The organism is Inquilinus sp. OTU3971, assembly GCF_038440215.1.
This window is the reverse complement of sequence record NZ_JASATH010000023.1, coordinates 1-16,852: the sequence shown is the minus strand read 5'-3', so window position 1 is coordinate 16,852 and position 16,852 is coordinate 1. Positions and strand designations below refer to the sequence as shown.

The following is a 16,852-nucleotide window of genomic DNA, read 5'->3' as shown; positions in this document are numbered from 1 at the left end:
GAAATTCATTCTATCATTGGCTTCCCGGGCGACGTCCTCTACCCAAGGAGGAGATCCCAGCCGCCGCAGAAAGGAGCCCCATGCCATGGCCCCGCCGACGTCGCTCAAGCTCGACGAGATCGACCTCAGGATCCTGAAGGCGCTGCAGGCGGATGCGACGATCGCGCTGGCCGACCTCGCTGCGAAGGCCGGCATCTCCGCCACGCCGTGCTGGCGCCGCGTGCAGAAGCTGGAACAGGCGGGCATCGTCCGCAAGCGCGTGGCGCTGCTCGACAAGGCGGCCCTCAATGTCGGCGTGACGGTGTTCATCGCCGTGCGGACGAACCAGCACACGGTCGAGTGGCTCGAGCGCTTCAGCGGCGCCGTGCGCGACCTGCCGGAGATTGTCGACGTCTATCGCATGAGCGGTGAGATCGACTACCTGCTCAAAGCCTATGTCGCCGATATCGCCAGCTACGACGCGCTCTACAGGAAGATCATCGCGCGCATCGAGCTGGCGGACGTGACCTCCATGTTCGCCATGGAGGAAATCAAGTCGACGACCGAGATCCCGCTCACCTTCGTCGTCCCCTGAGCCCGGCCGGCACCCACGCAAAAACAAGCCGCGGGGGACCGCGGCTTGGTTGAGGTCGTTAGGAAGCGGAAGGGTGCAGAAGGTACTGCACGAAGAACTATACCATAAATTCCGCAAGTGTGGAGTGTTTTTCTAAAGGATCGGCGCGAGGTCATTGATCAGACGAAGAAAATTGCCATACAATTCAGCTTGTATTTCGCTATCAATACTATAGACGCCGAAGTTGACGTTGCGCAGCGATTCTTCTTCCTAGAGCCCTGATTCGGAACGAATTTGCGGAGCCGATTTCGGCACCGGCACGGTCAAGGTGGTCCGGGTGCCGCCGTTCCGGTCGATGGTCAGGGTGCCGTCCAGGCGGCGGACCATGGCCTCGACCAGGGTCATGCCGAAGCCGCGCCGGTTGCCGTCGTCGGGCCGGCCGTCATCGACGATGGTCAGGGTCAGGCTGTCGTCGTCGGTGCGCCGCAGCGACACCGCGATGCGGCCGCCGCGGCCGTCGCGGAAGCCGTGCTTCAGGCTGTTGGTCACCAGCTCGTTGACGATCAGGCCGAGATGGATGGCGTTGTCGAGCGGGATCTGCTGCCGCGGCGCCTCGACCGTCAGCGCCACCGGGCCGGTGCTGGTGGCGAAGGCGGATTGCAGATGGGCGCACAGCTCCTGGACATAGCCGCCGGCGTCGATATGGGACAGGTCGTCCGAATGGTACAGCTTCTGGTGCACGAGGCTGAGCGACTGGATGCGATGGCCGACCACCGCCAGCTCCTCCCGCACCGCCGGCTCGGTGGCGCGCGAGGCCTGCAGGTTGAGCAGGCTGGAGATGATCTGCAGGTTGTTGTTGACGCGGTGATGCACCTCGCGCATCAGCACGTCCTTCTCCTCCAGGCTGGCGCGCAGCGCCCGCTCGACCTCGCGCAGCTGGGCGTTGGCGGCGATCAGCTGCTCCTCACGCTGGCGCAACTCGGTCAGGCTGGCGATCTGCTCCACGGTCTGGCGGTGCACCTCCTCGAAGGGATCGACGCCGGTCTCGTCCGCCAGCGCCGCCATGGTCCGGTGCGCCAGCGCGGTCGGTTCGCGGCCGCCGCTGGCCGGCAGCTCCTTGCGCATCACCAGCCGGACCAGGCCGCGGGCGTGGCGCAGCTCGATCGAATCCATCAAGGCCCGCACCGCCGCGGTGTCCAGGCGCGGCCGCTGCGGCTGCCCCTGGCCCAGCGGCCGGCGCGGCGCGGCCAGCACGATCTCCAGCGCCATCGGCGGGCCGGCGGTGACCAGCAGCGACAGGTTGGCCTGCTCGAAGCGCGCCAGGAAGCCGCGGGTCATGGCCGAGGCTGCGGCGACGATGCGCACCCGGTCGCGGCCGTCGAAGCCCAGCTCGGTCGCCACCAGCCGGACACGCTGCCGGGCCGCGATCACGTCGCGCTCCTCGCGGGTGTCGATGGCGGTGATCAGGGCGGAGGTCATGATGGAGCCGCCGCTTGACCCGGTCGCCATCCCGGTGTCAGGCCGGCGCGAGCGGCGGATGCATCGCCAGCGCCTGGCCGATCACCGAGACCAGGGCCTCGGGCTTGAACGGCTTGGTGACGACGAAGGTCGGCTCCAGCCGCTCGCCGGTCAGCAGCCGCTCGGGGAAGCCGGTGACGAAGACCACCGGCACCGAGATGCCGCGCAGGATGTCCTGCACCACCTCGATGCCGCTGTCGCCGCCCTTGAGCTGGATGTCGGCCAGCACGATGTGCGGCGACTCGCGCTTCGCCAGGGCGACGGCGGCGGCATGGTCGGCGGCAGTGCCGCAGACGGTGTGGCCCATGTCCTCGACGATGCGGGCGATGTCCATGGCGATCAGCGGCTCGTCCTCGACGATCAGGATCCGGGCCGGGTGCTGGCGCTGCATCTCCTTGCGGGCGGCATCCAGCAGGTCGCGCACCTCCGCTTCCGGCAGGTGCAGGATGAAGCCGACATCCGCGAAGGAGAAGCCCTCCAGCGACACCAGCAGCAGCACCTGGCGCTGCGTCGGCGTCAGCTGCGACAGCCGGGCCTCGACCGGCACCAGCCCTTCCAGCGGCGCCGTGGCGCCCTCCTCGTCGGTGGCGTGCAGCAGGGTGCAGACGTCGTGGAACACGGCGAAGATCTGGACCCGCAGGTTGCCATCCGCCGGGATCCGCTGCGGATCTTCCAGGATCGCCTCCAGGAACACCCGCATGTACTGGTCGCCCCGCTCCTGCGACCCGACCAGGGCCCGGGCATAGCGCCGCAGGTAGGGCAGGTGCTTCAGGATCTCTTGCGAAGTGCCGGTCATCGCGTCCACCTTCGAGTGCGGAAGGGCTTGCCCGTCCAGCGCTATGCTTAGCGGCCGATGCCGCGGATCGCAATCCGTTCCAATGCCGCAGAACCGGCTTGTGGGCAAGGGGTGGCACAGGAACTTCCATCCCGGTCGGGGATTGGTAATGTAGCGTACCACCACTGGCCGAAGCAGAGCGGGATCGAGCGTTGATGAATCGACGGCGCGGCGAGAAAACGCGAAGGCGGGAAGCGGGGGCGCGGCCGGCCGACCCTGGCCGTCCGGCACCGGACCGCCTGAAGCGGCCGCCGCAATTCGACAACTGGCTCTCGCAGCAGCTCCGATCGCTGTACGATCCGGTGCTGGAGGAGCCGTTGCCGGACGACCTGATGAAGATGCTCGAGGACGGCGCCAAGGGCGCCGGCGAGAAGAAGGAGGACAAGGATCGCTGACCGAAACAGCCCGGGCGGATGGCGGATGGGCCGAATTTCTGCCTTATTCGGTGCCGACAGTTCCGACCGCACCGCCATCGATCCCGCGTGGGCGGCCCTGCCGTCGGCGTCAACAAGGAGGGGAATGTGCCGTTCGACTTTCACGCCGAGCTGACCAAGGCGATCCCGCATCTGCGGGCCTTCGCCCGTTCGCTCAGCGGTGATGCGGATCGCGCCGATGATCTGGTCCAGGACGCGATTCTTCGCGCGCTCCGGGCCGAGAGCCAGTTCACGCCGGGCACCAACTTCCGGGCCTGGATCTTCACGATCCTGCGCAACCAGTATGTCAACCAGCTGCGGCGCCGCAAATTCGTGGCCGAGCCGAAGGACGGGGTCGATCTCGACCTTCTCTGGGTGCCGCCGTCGCAGGATGCGAAGCTGGAGTTCCAGGATTTCCGCCGGGCGCTGATGATGCTGACGCCCGACCAGCGCGAGATCCTGCTGATGGTCGGGGCCTCGGGCTTCAGCTACGAGGAGGCAGCGGAGATCTGCAACTGCGCCGTCGGCACGGTGAAGAGCCGCCTGTCCCGGGCCCGGCGCGAGCTGTCGAGGCTGCTCAGCGCGGGGCGAGGATTGGCGAGACGAGGCGACTTCGCAGGCGAGCGGCGCGGACGCGGAGCCGCCGCGGCGCCGGCGAAAATGACAGCCCCTCGTCTCGCCGTGCAGCCCGCGTCGCGGCGGACGGCCTAGCGGCCGTCGCGAAGTCGTCTTGTTGCGGTGAAGCGGGCGGCCTCCGGGCCGCCCGATCCATTTCAGCCGGGGCCGTTTCAGCGAGGGGCCGCTTCAGCCCCGCTTCCCTGACTCGCGCGCGGTCATCTCGCCGACGATCGGGCTGGTCGCCGGGCGGTTGACGAAAGGCTCGCGCGCTTCCGCCGGCAGGGCCTGGCGGCGGGTCATGCGCCAAGCGGTGAAGATCGCGGTGACGGTGGCGATGGCGGCGCCGTGCAGGAACAGGCCCTGGGGCCCGACCCAGCCCATCACGGTCGACGCCACCAGCGGCCCGGCGCAGGCGCCGACGCCCCAGCACAAGAGCAGGCTGCTCGACAGCGCCACGGCGGTGCCGCGCGGCGCCAGGTCGTTGGCATGGGCGACGCAGATGCCGTAGGTCGAGATCGAGGCCGCGCCCCACAGGCCGAACAGCGCCGCCAGCAGCCAGTCCGAATCGGGCCGCGCCAGGGCCAGCGCCAGCGACACCAGGATGGTGACGACGCTGGCGCCGAGCATGACCATGCGCCGGTCGACCCGGTCGGACAGCCGGCCCAGCGGCCATTGCGCCAGCAGGTTGCCGACCTGGGACATCGCCGGGATGGCGCCGGCCAGGCCGACGCCGAGCCCGACCTGCAGCCCCCAGATCGGGCCGATCGAGGCGACGGCGCTGTTGATCAGCCCGCTGGAGACGCAGCCGATCACCGCGGCCGGCGCGATCCGGTACAGCTGGCGCAGCGGCAGGGTGCGGATCTCGGCGATCGACGGGGTGGGGGCCTGGGTCATCGCCACCGGGATCAGCGACATCGAGTAGAAGGCCGAGGCGATCATGAACAGCCCCAGCACCACCGGCCCGCCGATGACCAGCAGCACGAACTGGCCGCCGACCAGCGCCACCTTCTGGACGATGGTGTAGACCGAAAACACCCGGCCGCGATGGGCGTTCGGCGTCATCTCGTTCAGCCAGCTCTCGGCCACGGTGAACAGCCCGGCGGAGCAGAAGCCGGTGACCAGCCGCAGCGCCATCCACCAGGCCGGGTCGGGGGCGAGGGTGAAGCTCAGCGCCGTCACCGAGGTGGCGGCGGCATAGGCGGCGAAGGCGCGGATGTGGCCGACGGCGCCGATGATCCGGGTCGACAGCACGCAGCCCAGCAGGAAGCTCAGCGAATGCGCCGTCGCCACCGCGCTGAAGGCCTGGATTGAATAGCCGGCCTGGGTCAGCGAGATCGGCAGGATGGTGACCAGGATGCCGTTGGCGATCTGCAGGACGGAGATGCCGAGGATGATCGCGGCGACGGGCAGATAGAGGGCGGGCATGATCCGGGCGGCGCAGGGCGTTTCCCGCAGGCAAGCGCGACCCGGCGAGGCGTGTCAAATGGCGTGATCGAAGAGCAGCCCCGATCCCTCCGGTATGGCCCGATCGGGGAGGTTCCGGCCGGCGCCACATCGGGCTAGGGTGGCCGGGCACAACCATGAGAGGGGGCATGCGGGGCGTCGTTGCAACCGGATTCGGCCCGTGGAAGCTGCAGGTCGTGGTGGCGGCGGTGTTCGCCGTCATCGTCCTGGCAATCGCCGGCGGCCTGATCTGGTACAACCATGGCGAGGTGACGGCGCTGGTCCGCGCCGATGCGGACGCCCGCTTCGACCGGGTGGTCGACCGGGTGCGGGACGAGTTCAAGGCCGGGCTGCACCTGGCCGAGGTGGTGCTGGACACGTCCACGCTGACGATCGAGACCGACGTGCCGGAGGACCATCTGGGCACGGTGATGGGCGGCACGCTGCGCGACCTGGAGAAGGTGCTGCCGGCCGCCACCTCCTTCTTCGTCGCCTGGAACGATGGCCGCTTCGTCCTGGCGCAGTCGCTGGCGACGGCGCGATTGCCGGAGATGAAGGCTGCGGCGCTGCCTGGCGCGGCCTATGTGTTGCAGTTCGTCGACCGCCGCTCGAACGGCGCGGCCGCGCGCTGGGTGGTGACCGATGCCCAAGGACGTCCGATCGGCGAGCCGCACACGACGCCGACCGACTTCGATCCCCGCACACGGCCCTGGTACGAGCAGGCTTTCGCCGCGACCAGGGCGATCGTCACCGAGCCCTATCGCTTCGCCAACATGAACCAGGTGGGCCTGACCCTGGCGCGGAAGTCCCGCCTGGCCGGCGACGTGGTGTTCGGGGTGGATATCGGTCTCGCGAGCGTCGACCACACCTTGGACGATCTGCACCGGGAACACGGCCTCGATCTGGTGGTGTTCAGCCGGTCCGGAGAGCTGATCGCCCATCCCGACGGCGTCCGCTTCCGCACTGAGTTCCGGGAGGCGCGGGCGGAGCATCTGCCGTTGCTGACCGAGCTGGGATCGCCGATCCTGGCCGAACTGTACCGCAGCTTCCATTCCGTCGGCACCGGCCGGAACGTCACGGGCCGGCTCGGGGACGAAACCTATCTCGAACGCTTCGAGCTCATCGCCGCCAACATGCCCGACGTGGTGCTCGGCATCGCCTATCCCTACGACCTGGTGGTCGGGCCGGCCGACCGCATCCGCTTCACCTCGCTGCTGATCGGCGTCGGCGCCACCATCCTGGCGCTCGGCATCGTCATGGCCGCTTCGCGGGCCCTGGCGCGGCCGCTGCGCCGGGTGACGGCTGAGCTCGGGCAGATCATGCGGTTCGATTTCCACGGCAGCGGCTCGGCCCGGTCGCGGATCGAGGAGATCCGATCGCTTTCGTCAGCCATCGGCGTGCTCGGCCTGACCCTGCGGACCTTCGCCGCCTATGTCCCGGGCCAGATCGTCCGCGGCATCCTCGGCCAGACGCTGGTGCCCGCGCTGGGCGGGCGGCGCCAGCCGGTCACCGTGCTGTTCTCGGACGTGGCCGGCTTCACCGCGCTGGCCGAAGGCCTGCCGCCGGAGGAGCTGATGGAGCGCACCTCGCGCTATTTCAGCGCGCTGGGGGAAGAGCTGATCGCCGGCGGCGCCACCATCGACAAGTATATCGGCGACAGCGTCATGGCGTTCTGGAACGCGCCGGAGGATCAGCCCGACCATGTCCGGCTGGCCTGCTTCGGAGCGCTCAGGGCCGCGGCGCGGATCGACCGGCTGAACGCCGAGTTCGAGGCCGAGGGCCGCTTGCCGATGGCGACCCGCTTCGGCCTGCACACCGGCGAGGCGGTGGTCGGCAATGTCGGCTCGATCGACCGGATGAACTACACCGCGCTCGGCCACACGGTGAACGTGGCGGCGCGGCTCGAGGCGCTGAACAAGATCCACGGCACCACCATCCTGGTCAGCGAGGCGGTGCGGCAGGAGGCGGGCGAGGGCTTCGAGTTCCGCTTCGTCGGCAACGAGGTGCCGCGCGGCGCGCGCGAGCCGGTGCCGATCTACAGCCTGGTCGGGCTGTGCGAGGAGACGGACCCTCAGGGTTGAGGGCCGACATAGCGGGCGCGCGGGCGGATCAGCCGGGCCGCGGCGTACTGCTCCATCACATGCGCCATCCAGCCGACGCTGCGGCCGAGGGCGAAGACGGCCAGCGGCGCCTCCGGCGGCAGGCCGATCAGCCGGCTCGCCAGCACCAGGGCGAAGTCCATGGTCGGGCGCTCGCCGGTCAGGTCGAATACGGTCTCGACCAGGGTGCGGGCGACCGCCAGCTCCGGGCTTTCCGGCAGGGTGGCGACGATGCGGTCCAAGAGGTGCTGGCCGCGCGGATCGCCGTCGGGATAGAGGGTGTGGCCGAAGCCGGGCAGGTCCTCGCCGTGCTGCAGCCGCTCCACCACCAGGCGGCGGGCGTCGGCGGCGCCCAGCACCAGCTCCAGGAAGGTGCCGGTGCGGGCGCTCAGGCCGCCATGCAGCGGGCCGTTCAGCGCCGCCAGCCCGGCGGCCACCGCGGCATGCGGCGAGGCGCTGGTCGAGGCGGCGATCCGGGCGGCGAAGGTCGACGCGGTCAGCTCGTGGTCGGCGCACAGCACCAGGGCCCGGCGCAGCAGGTCGGCGCCGGCGGGAGCGTTCCAGGCCTCGGCCAGATCCTCATGCGCCGGCGCCGCCGAGGCCGGGCGCCGCAGCATCACCGCGGTCAGCCAGCGCAGCAGCCGTGTCCCGGTGCGCTGCAGCCCGGCGGCGGAGCGGGCGAGGGCGCGGTCGTCCTCGATGCCGAGCGCCGGCAGCACCGCCATGGCCCGCTCCAGCGGCGGCAGCTCCGCCGCCGCGCCGGCGATGCGCGCGGCGGCCGGCGGTAGCGGCGCCACCGGCGCGGCGAAGGGATCGTCGGCGGCGACGTTCCACAGCAGCCCGGCGACGCTCTCCAGCGTCGCACTCTCCGCCAGCCTCACCGCGTCCCGGCCGCGGTAGTAGAGCCGCCCGCCCGCCACCAGGGTGATCGCCGATTCCAGCACCGGCTGGCCCCAGTAGAGCGGCGGCGGCGCCGTCTCGGGCTCGGATTTTCGGGCCAGGCGGCGGATGTCCGCGGCGGCATAGCGGCGCTGGCGGCGGCCGGGCTCGGCGATCGAGCGGATCATGCCGCGGCTGACATAGGCGTAGAGCGTCGCCAGGCTGACCCCCAGCTCCGCCGCCGCCTCGCTCGCCGACAAAGTGGGTTCCTGGATCATGGAATGGCCGCTTCGCTGGACTGGATGCCCAATTATATTGATCGCATCTATCAAGATTGACAACCTATCCGCTCGGCTCGACCCTTTGTGCACCCGCGAAGAAGGAGGTCGAGATGACGACAGGACTGGACGGAATCGTCGCCGCCGAGACGGTGATGAGCCTGGTGGACGGGCAGCGTGGCGTGCTGGTGATCCGCGGCCTGCCGGTCGAGGAGGCGGCGCGGACGCTCGATTTCGAGGGCGTGCTGGCGCTGCTGTGGGAAGGCTTCGCCGACACCGCCGACCTCAAGCCCCGGCTCGGCGCCGCCCGTGTGGCCGCCTTCCGCCATGTGCCGCGGCTGCTGCCGGCGGCGGCCGGGCTGCCGCCGATCGATGGGCTGCGGGCGATGATCGCCGGCCTGGCCGATGACCAGGATGGCACGCCGCTCGGCCTGGTCGCGGCGATGCCGGTGTTCCTGGCGGCGCTGGTGCGGCTGGCCCAGGGCAAGGCCCCGGTCGCCCCCGATCCGAAGGCCGGCCACGCCGCCGACCTGCTGCACATGCTGGCGGGCAAGCCGGCCGATCCGACGCTGGCGCGGGCGCTCGACGCCTATCTCGTCACCGTGTCCGACCATGGCCTGAACGCCTCCACCTTCGCCGCCCGGGTGGTGGCCTCGACCCTGGCCGGCACGGTGGCCTCGGTCACCGCCGCGCTCTGCGCCCTCAAGGGCCCGCTGCACGGTGGCGCGCCGGGGCCGGTGCTGGACATGCTCGACGCCATCGGCATCGGTGCGGCCGCGCCCGGCTGGATCAAGGCCGAGCTTGCGGCCGGCCGCCGGCTGATGGGCTTCGGCCACCGCATCTACCGCACCCGCGACCCGCGCGCCGACGTGCTGAAATCGGTGGTGGCGGGCCTGTCCAGCCCGCGCATCGCCATGGCCGAGACGGTGGAGAAGGCGGCGCTGGTGGCGCTGCACCGGCACAAGCCGGACCGGCCGCTCGACACCAATGTCGAGTTCTACACCGCCCTGGTGCTCGACGCCGTCGGGCTCGACCGGTCGCTGTTCACCCCGGCCTTCGCCATCGGCCGCGTCGCCGGCTGGACTGCTCATATCCTGGAGCAGGAGCAGTCCGGCCGGCTGCTGCGGCCCGACAGCCGCTATGTCGGCCCGCAGCCCAGCCTGGCGGCGTAGCGGCTAGACGAAGGCGAAGTCGCTGGCCATCAGCGCGGCGCGGTCGACGCCGAGCAGGATCAGCTTGTTCGCGGCGTCGAGCGTGATCACGGTACCGTCCGCGCCATAGTCGGCGGCATGCGCCATGACCTCGGCGAAGCTGGCGAAGACGTCGCGGTCGAACAGGATCACGTCCCCGCCCGCGCCGTCGAAATCGGTCACCACGTCGCGGCCGAAGCCGGGCTGGACCACCACCGTGTCCGCCCCGGCGCCGCCGGCGATGCGGTCGTCCCCGGCGCCGCCATAGATCCGGTCGCCGCCGCTGCCGCCGGAGATGATGTCGGCGCCGTCGCCGCCGACCAGCCGGTCGTCGCCGCCCAGCCCGCCGAGCCGGTCGTCCCCGGCGCCGCCGCGCAGGGCGTTGGCCGCGGCATCGCCCTCGAGCCGGTCGGCGAAGGCGCTGCCCAGCAGGTTCTCGATGCCGGCATAGGTGTCGCCGGCCGCGGCGCCGGTGTTGCCGGCGGGGCGGTCCAGGCTGGCCTGCACCCCGGCGAGGCTGGTGGCGTAGCCCGCCGCGTCGACGCCGTCGCCGCCGTTCAGGCTGTCCGCCCCGGCGCCACCCTCCAGCAGGTCGTCGCCGGCGCCGCCGCTCAAGGAATCGTCGCCCAGGCCACCGGCGAGATAGTCCTTGCCGGCGCCGCCATCGGCGATGTCGTTCGCTGCGCCCAGCAGCAGCACGTCCGGACCGGCAGTGCCGTCATGGGTCGGGCTGCCGTTCTCCTGCAGATAGACGTCGGAGCCGTCGTTGGTGTCTCCCGGCGCCAGCGCCTCGTCGGTGGCGATCACGGTGACGCTGCCGTCGGCCGTGGTGTCGGTGGCCAGCGCCCCGCTGACCGACTGGTCCCCGGTGGTGTCGTCATCGACCACCAGCTGGCCGTTCACGACATGCACGTGGTAGCGCGGGCCGTCATATTCGGCATCGCTGCCGAGGAAGGTGCTGGTTCCTGCCTCGAAATCACGCAGATACCAGCCGTCGGGGCCCGGTTCCCAGTCGCTGTCTTGTCGGTAGACGACATAGCGTGCATCGTCGGTGAGCGTGAGGTCGTAGGCATCCCCGATGACGATCTTCTCGTCGGCCTCCGCCCGATAGATGGTGGCCGGGTGAAGCAGGCCGGCCATCCCGAAGTACTCTTCGTAGAAATAGGCTGCGGCGCCGTTCGCCAGCAGGACCGGGGGGCCGTCGTATACGTAGGCGTCGCGGGCGTTGCCGATGTGGATCGTGGTGCCGTCCTCGGGGTTCTTCAGCACCACGTCGTCGGCATAGCCGTCGTAGGTCGCGGCCCAGAGCACGAGGCTGCCGTCGCTCGAGATCACCGGGCTGTCCCGCGTGATCTCCGGGGCCTACGGATCGTCGGAGACGCGGCTGTAGGCTTCGTCCGCCCCGACGAAGAGGTTCAGGGTGGTGCGTTCGTCCGGCACGCCCGGGGCGGCGGCGCGGATGGCGACGGCGCCGGCCGCGGGGCCGGCATAGGCGTGCGACAGGTGGATCGAATTGCTGCCCGGCTCCACCGTGTACTGCTGCAGCGGCGAGCCGTCGCCCCAGTTGACCACGAGCCGCGTGGCTCCGTTCAGGGCGACGTCGAGGCCAAGGGCCTGACCATCGGTCGGGTCGGGCGAATAGGCGACATTGGTGATGAGCGGCATCGGAACCCTCCGGGATGGGAATCGGGTTCACGTCCTCGCAGGCGGACGAACCTCCCTTTGGTCTGTTTTTAGGAAAGTTATCAGATCGGCGCGGGATCGGACATCCGGTCCGGAGGTTTCGCCCGAAAAAGAAGGTTTCGTTCTTGCGATGTGATCGGATTTCGCGCCGGGACGATGGCCGCGGGAGGGGGCGGCCCAATTGTTCGGCCTGGCCTCGGCGGGGAAGGGCAGGGGAAGCTGGCGGATGCGGTGCTCGGGCGCCGGGCGGATGCGGCCGCGGCTCGGGCACAGCTCCCGCACCGGGCAACTGCCGCAGCGCGGCCGCCGGTCGGTGCAATGGTCATGGCCCAGGCGCTTGACCAGCCAGTGGTGCCGCTCGATCCGGTCGTTGTCCCAGTCCGGCGGCAGCATCGCCAGCAGCGGCTCATGCGCCGCCTCGGCGCCGGCGCGGCGCGAGATCAGGCCGAGCCGCTTGGCGGTGCGGTGATGGCCGGTCGAGACCGGCAGGGCGCGCAGCCGCAGCCGGCTGAACAGCAGCACCGCGGCCGCGGTCTTCGGCCCGACGCCCGGCAGCTGCCGCAGCCAGGCGGTCGCCTCCTCGACGCCGAGCCCGGCCAGGAAATCCAGCTCCAGCCGGCCGCGCGCGGCGTGCAGCGCCCGCAGCGCCTCCTGCAGGGTTGAGGCTTTCCGGTCTGGCCAGGTGGTGTGGCCGATCAGCCGCTCGACCACCGCCGGATCGGCGTCGAGCAGGGCTTCCCAGCGCGGAAAGCGCACGCGCAGCACCCGGTGGGCGGCCAGCGCCACCTCGTCCCGGGTGCGCGCGGAGAGCAGCGCCAGCACCAGCACCTCGACCGGATCCGGATACAGCCAGCGCGGCGGCGGCCCGAAGGCGGCGGCCAGGGCGGCATCGATCCGGATCAGGCGGGCGGGCATGGTGTCGGCCATGCCATGAGGTTAGAACAAATTGGGAACAAACGCGACTCGAATCAGAGAGGCACATCCGGGATGGATGAGCCTTCCGAATCCCCAAGCCGTCATGGCGAGCCCCGAAGGGGCGTGGCCATCCAGCGGCTCGATCTCTGGATGGCCACGGCGCTGCGCGCCTCGCCATGACGGGTTCTGGTGCGTCGCGAGCTGTCCTTTACCGGGCCTAGCGGGGCCAGATCACCACGCCGTATACCCACCATCCGGCCCCAGGATCGCGCCGGTGAAGAAGCCGGAGGCGTCGGCCGCCAGGAACAGGACGGTGGCGGCGATCTCCCAGGGCTCGCCGCAACGGGCCATCGGCGTCATCTCGATCCACTGGTCGTACCATTCCTTCTTGGTCCGGCCGGCCAGGGTCATGTCGGTGGCGATATAGCCGGGGGCGATGGCGTTCACCCGCACCCCGTGCGGCGCCCATTCGCAGGCCAGCGACTTGGTCAGCAGGTGCACCGCGGCCTTGCTGGCGTTGTAATGCGCCTGGCCCTGCGGCTTGTTGACGATGATGCCGGACATCGAGCCGATATTGATCACGCTGCCGCGCCCGGCCGCCACCATGTGCTTGCCGAAGGCGCGGGCGCACCAGAAGACGGCGTTGACGTTCAGGTCCATGACCTTGCGCCATTCCTCGTCGCTGGTCGCCAGCGCGTCGCTGTTGCGCGCCATGCCGGCATTGTTGACCAGCACGTCGACCCGGCCGAGCCGGGCCTGGACGTCGTCGGCCGCCTTGGTCACGGCGTCGGGGTCGGTGACGTCCAGCTTGATGAACTCGCCGCCCACGGCCTTGGCGGTGTCGGCGCCGATATCCGCCAGGATCTCGGCCACCACCACCTTGGCGCCGGCCTCGGCCAGCGCCTCGCAGGTCGCCCGGCCGATGCCGCGGCCGCCGCCGGTCACCACCGCCACGCGGCCGGAAAGGTCGAATTTCTCGCGGTACATGGTCCTCTCCATCACATCGGTATCAATTTGGAATCAGGTCGACCGCCCGGTCGGCGACCGCCAGCACCGGGGCGTTGGTGTTGCCGCTGGTCACCCGCGGCAGGATCGAGGCGTCGATGACGCGCAGCCGCTCCACCCCGCGGACGTTCAGCGCGCGGTCGACCACCGCCATCGGGTCGCCCTCCGGCCCCATGCGGCAGGTGCCGACCGGGTGGTAGTTGGTCTTGACCGTGCGCCGGCAATGCGCCGCCAGCTCGTCGTCGCCGCTGGCGGCGTCGCCGGGGAAGATCTCGCCGGTCACCATCCGCCGCACCGGGTCGGCCGCCAGCACCCGGCGGGCGAAGCGCAGCCCGGCCACCGACAGGCGCAGATCCTCCGGGTCGCCGAAGAAGGCGCAGTCGATCAGCGGCGGGTCGGCCGGGTCGGCGGAGCGCAGCGCCACCGACCCGCGCGCCTTTGGCCGCATCAGGCAGGCGTTCAGCGTCACCCCGTCGGTCGGCGCCACCCCGGTGACGTCGCGGTCGAGATAGACGGTCGGCACGCAGTACAGCTGCAGCTTCGGGTCGCTCTGGTCGTCGCCATCCGGGTCGATGAAGGCGCAGGCCTCGACGCCCGTGGTGGTCACCGGCCCGGTCTTGAACATCAGGTATTGCAGCCCGGCCAGGATCATCTTCAGGCCGCGGTCCTGGCCGAAATAGCCATAGGCGCCGTTGGTGGCGGCCACCACCGGCACCTCGTGATGGTCCTGCAGGTTGGCGCCGACGCCGGGCAGGTCGGCCTTGACCTGGATGCCGAACCGGCCCAGCGAAGCGGCCGGGCCGATGCCGCTGAGCATCAGGAGCTTGGGCGAGGCATAGGCGCCCGCGGCCAGGATCACCTCGGCTCCGGTGGCGCGGCGGCTCTGCCCGTCCTGGATGTAGTCGACGCCGGTGGCGCGGCCGCGCTCGACCAGGATGCGGGTAACGACGGCGCCGGTCTCGACCGTCAGCTTCGGGTCGCGCAGCACCGGCGCCAGGAAGGCGGCGACGGCACTGCAGCGGGTACGGGTGGCGGCGTCGATGGTGTGCTGCATGAAGCCGACGCCGGCCTGCTCGCCGCCGTTGAAGTCGGGCCGGTAGGGCACGCCCAGGCCCTGCAGCGCCTGCACGAAGGCGCGGCTCATCGCGCAGTGCTGGCCGAGATGCGAGACCTTCAGCGGCCCATCGGTGCCGTGGAAGGGCGCGCCGAGATGGTCGTTGCCCTCCTGCTTGACGAAATAGGGCAGGAGGTCGGCCCAGCCCCAGCCGGAATTGCCGCCGAGCTCGGCATCCCAGCCGTCATAGTCCTGCGGCCGCCCGCGCATATAGACCATGGCGTTGACCGCGCTGCCGCCGCCCAGGAGCTTGCCGGTCGGGATGATCGGCGCGCGGCCGCCCAGCTGTTCCTGCGGCACGGTCCGGTTCAGGGTCAGGTAGGTGTCCTGGTTCAGGAACTTCATGTAGCCGGCCGGCATGTCCAGCAGGCGGCTGCCGCGCCGCCCCCCGGCCTCCAGCAGCAGCACCCGGGCCCGCCGCTCGGTCACCAGCCGGCTGGCGACGACGCACCCGGCGCTGCCGCCGCCGACGACAATGAAATCGTAGCTATCGGCCACGGCTACTTCACGGCCCCGAAGGTCAGGCCGCGCACCAGCTGGCGCTGCGACAGCCAGCCCAGCACCAGGATCGGCGCGATGGCCAGCGTCGAGGCGGCCGAGAGCTTGGCCCAGAACAGCCCCTCCGGGCTGGAGAAGGAGGCGATGAAGGCGGTCAGCGGCCCGGAATCCGGCCCGGTCAGGTTGATGCTCCAGAACGCCTCGTTCCAGCTCAGGATGATGGTCAGGAGCGAGGTCGAGACGATGCCGGGCAGGGTGGTGGGCAAGAGGATGTACAGCATCTCCTGCCACGACCCGGCGCCGTCCACCCGCGCCGCCTCCAGGATCTCGCGCGGATAGTCGCGGAAGTAGGTGTAGAGCATCCACACCACGATCGGCAGGTTGACCAGGGTCATCAGCAGCACCATGCCGATGACCGTGTTCAAGAGGCCGACGTCGCGGAAGCCCATATACATCGGCACCAGCACGCCGACCGCGGGCATCATCTTGGTCGACAGCATCCACAACAGCGTGCCTTCGGTGCGCCTGGTCGGGAAGAAGGCCATGGAATAGGCCGCCATGCCGCCGATGATCAGGCACAGCAGGGTCGAGCCGAAGGCGATGTAGACCGAGTTCAGCGCGTAGTGGACATAGTCGATCCGCGAATTGACCGCGGCATAGTTCTCCAGGGTCGGGGTGAAGAAGATCGACGGCGGGGTGGCGAAGGCCTCGACCTCGGTCTTGAAGCTGGTCAGCACCATCCAGCCGATCGGGAAGAACAGGACCAGCCCGACCGCCCAGCCCAGGAGGGTGACGCCGACCGCCTGCCGCGCGCTGCGTTGAATGGCCATGGCTCAGCCCCCCTTGCGCAGGGTGCGGGCCAAAGCGCGCACCAGGAAGAAGGCGACGATGTTGGCCAGGATCACGGCGACCACCCCGCCGGCCGAGGCGCCGCCGACATTGAACTGCTGCAGCCCGTTCCGGTAGACCAGATAGGTCAGGTTGGTGCTGGCCGTGCCCGGCCCGCCATTGGTGGTGACCAGGATCTCGGCGAAGATCGACAGCAGGAAGATGGTCTGCACCATGATGACGACGCCGATGGCGTGCATCAGATGCGGCAGCACGATGTAGAAGAACATCGCGATCGGCCCGGCGCCGTCGATCCGCGCCGCCTCGCGCTGCTCATGGTCCAGCGACTGCAGGGCGGTCAGCAGGATCAGCACGGCGAAGGGCAGCCACTGCCAGGCGACGATGATGATGATCGCGGCCAGCGGCGCCTGGCTCAGCCAGTCGATCGGCTCCAGCCCGACCGAGCGCGCCACCCAGGTCAGCACGCCGGAGACCGGGTGCAGCATCATGTTCTTCCAGACCAGCGCGCTGACCGTCGGCATGACGAAGAACGGCGCGATCACCAGCACGCGGACGATGCCGCGGCCGGGGAAGGGCTGGTCCAGCAGGAGCGCGATCAGGGTGCCGAGCACCACGGTGATCGCCAGCACGGCGCCGACCAGGATCAGCGTGTTCTGGATCGCGTCCCAGAACGCCGGGTCGTTGACCAGGTAGATGTAGTTGTTCAGCCCCGCGAAGCCGCGCCGCGCCGGGTTCATCAGGTTGTAGCGCAGGGTCGAGAAATAGATCGTCGCCGCCAGCGGCACGAAGGCCCAGAGGGCCAGGACCGTGACCGAGGGGGCGAGGAGCAGCGTCGCCTTGCGCCGGGTCGAGGCGATGGCGGCCATGGCGTGCATCCTTTCCTTGCGCGGAAGCGCGGGGGCGCGGGGAGTCTTTTTGAGTCCCCCCTCCCCCTGCGGGAGGGGGTAGGGGGAGGGGGTTCT

16 protein-coding genes are annotated in these 16,852 nt (G+C 70.2%); 5 read left to right on the top strand and 11 right to left on the bottom strand.

The features are described 5' to 3' along the window. Positions 1-85 precede the first annotated feature (85 nt). Positions 86-574 (top strand): Lrp/AsnC family transcriptional regulator, encoded by a 489-nt coding sequence (locus tag AAHM41_RS08335; RefSeq protein ID WP_342236066.1) that lies wholly within the window; start codon positions 86-88, stop codon positions 572-574. 249 nt (positions 575-823) lie between these two features. On the opposite strand, the gene AAHM41_RS08330 is transcribed toward AAHM41_RS08335, so the two are convergent. Further along, positions 824-2,032 (bottom strand): sensor histidine kinase, encoded by a 1,209-nt coding sequence (locus tag AAHM41_RS08330; RefSeq protein ID WP_342236065.1) that lies wholly within the window; start codon positions 2,030-2,032, stop codon positions 824-826. Between the two features lie 37 nt (positions 2,033-2,069). Further along, complete coding sequence (locus AAHM41_RS08325; RefSeq protein ID WP_342236064.1) at positions 2,070-2,867, bottom strand: response regulator; 798 nt, start codon at positions 2,865-2,867, stop codon at positions 2,070-2,072. Between the two features lie 194 nt (positions 2,868-3,061). On the opposite strand from AAHM41_RS08325, the gene AAHM41_RS08320 reads away from it, so the two are divergent. Together AAHM41_RS08320 and AAHM41_RS08315 are read left to right on the top strand one after the other, a co-directional pair. Continuing rightward, positions 3,062-3,301: a NepR family anti-sigma factor gene (locus AAHM41_RS08320; RefSeq protein ID WP_342236063.1), complete on the top strand. Its 240-nt coding sequence runs from the start codon at positions 3,062-3,064 to the stop codon at positions 3,299-3,301. 126 nt (positions 3,302-3,427) lie between these two features. After that, positions 3,428-4,030, top strand: a complete 603-nt coding sequence (locus tag AAHM41_RS08315) for a sigma-70 family RNA polymerase sigma factor (protein ID WP_342236062.1) — start codon at positions 3,428-3,430, stop codon at positions 4,028-4,030. A gap of 93 nt (positions 4,031-4,123) precedes the next feature. Here the strand turns inward: AAHM41_RS08315 and AAHM41_RS08310 are convergent, their stop codons facing one another. Next, positions 4,124-5,362 carry an MFS transporter gene (locus AAHM41_RS08310; RefSeq protein WP_342236061.1) on the bottom strand — a complete coding sequence of 413 codons (1,239 nt, stop codon included), beginning with the start codon at positions 5,360-5,362 and terminating at the stop codon, positions 4,124-4,126. A gap of 167 nt (positions 5,363-5,529) precedes the next feature. Here AAHM41_RS08310 and AAHM41_RS08305 point away from each other — a divergent pair, with 167 nt between their 5' ends. After that, a complete protein-coding gene (locus AAHM41_RS08305) occupies positions 5,530-7,461 on the top strand; it encodes an adenylate/guanylate cyclase domain-containing protein (protein WP_342236060.1) in 1,932 nt (643 codons plus the stop codon). Here the strand turns inward: AAHM41_RS08305 and AAHM41_RS08300 are convergent. Further along, positions 7,452-8,636 carry a citrate/2-methylcitrate synthase gene (locus AAHM41_RS08300; protein WP_342236059.1) on the bottom strand — a complete coding sequence of 395 codons (1,185 nt, stop codon included), beginning with the start codon at positions 8,634-8,636 and terminating at the stop codon, positions 7,452-7,454. The two genes, AAHM41_RS08305 and AAHM41_RS08300, sit on opposite strands and share 10 nt — an antisense overlap. A gap of 113 nt (positions 8,637-8,749) precedes the next feature. Here AAHM41_RS08300 and AAHM41_RS08295 point away from each other — a divergent pair, with 113 nt between their 5' ends. Then, a complete protein-coding gene (locus AAHM41_RS08295) occupies positions 8,750-9,808 on the top strand; it encodes a citrate synthase/methylcitrate synthase (protein ID WP_342236058.1) in 1,059 nt (352 codons plus the stop codon). Positions 9,809-9,811: 3 nt separating this feature from the next. Here the strand turns inward: AAHM41_RS08295 and AAHM41_RS08290 are convergent, their stop codons facing one another. From AAHM41_RS08290 to AAHM41_RS08260, 7 genes are all read right to left on the bottom strand, one after another. Continuing rightward, positions 9,812-11,161: a calcium-binding protein gene (locus tag AAHM41_RS08290; RefSeq protein ID WP_342236057.1), complete on the bottom strand. Its 1,350-nt coding sequence runs from the start codon at positions 11,159-11,161 to the stop codon at positions 9,812-9,814. 27 nt (positions 11,162-11,188) lie between these two features. Further along, positions 11,189-11,491 (bottom strand): hypothetical protein, encoded by a 303-nt coding sequence (locus AAHM41_RS08285; protein WP_342236056.1) that lies wholly within the window; start codon positions 11,489-11,491, stop codon positions 11,189-11,191. Positions 11,492-11,518: 27 nt separating this feature from the next. Continuing rightward, positions 11,519-12,424, bottom strand: a complete 906-nt coding sequence (locus tag AAHM41_RS08280) for an endonuclease III domain-containing protein (protein WP_342236055.1) — start codon at positions 12,422-12,424, stop codon at positions 11,519-11,521. A gap of 231 nt (positions 12,425-12,655) precedes the next feature. After that, complete coding sequence (locus AAHM41_RS08275; protein WP_342236054.1) at positions 12,656-13,411, bottom strand: SDR family NAD(P)-dependent oxidoreductase; 756 nt, start codon at positions 13,409-13,411, stop codon at positions 12,656-12,658. A 22-nt stretch (positions 13,412-13,433) separates the two neighbouring features. Continuing rightward, entirely contained in the window at positions 13,434-15,041 is a 1,608-nt protein-coding gene (locus tag AAHM41_RS08270; RefSeq protein WP_342236053.1) for a GMC family oxidoreductase, read from the bottom strand. A gap of 2 nt (positions 15,042-15,043) precedes the next feature. After that, a complete protein-coding gene (locus tag AAHM41_RS08265; protein ID WP_342236052.1) occupies positions 15,044-15,871 on the bottom strand; it encodes a carbohydrate ABC transporter permease in 828 nt (275 codons plus the stop codon). A gap of 3 nt (positions 15,872-15,874) precedes the next feature. Then, positions 15,875-16,756, bottom strand: a complete 882-nt coding sequence (locus tag AAHM41_RS08260; protein WP_342236051.1) for a carbohydrate ABC transporter permease — start codon at positions 16,754-16,756, stop codon at positions 15,875-15,877. Positions 16,757-16,852 lie beyond the last annotated feature (96 nt).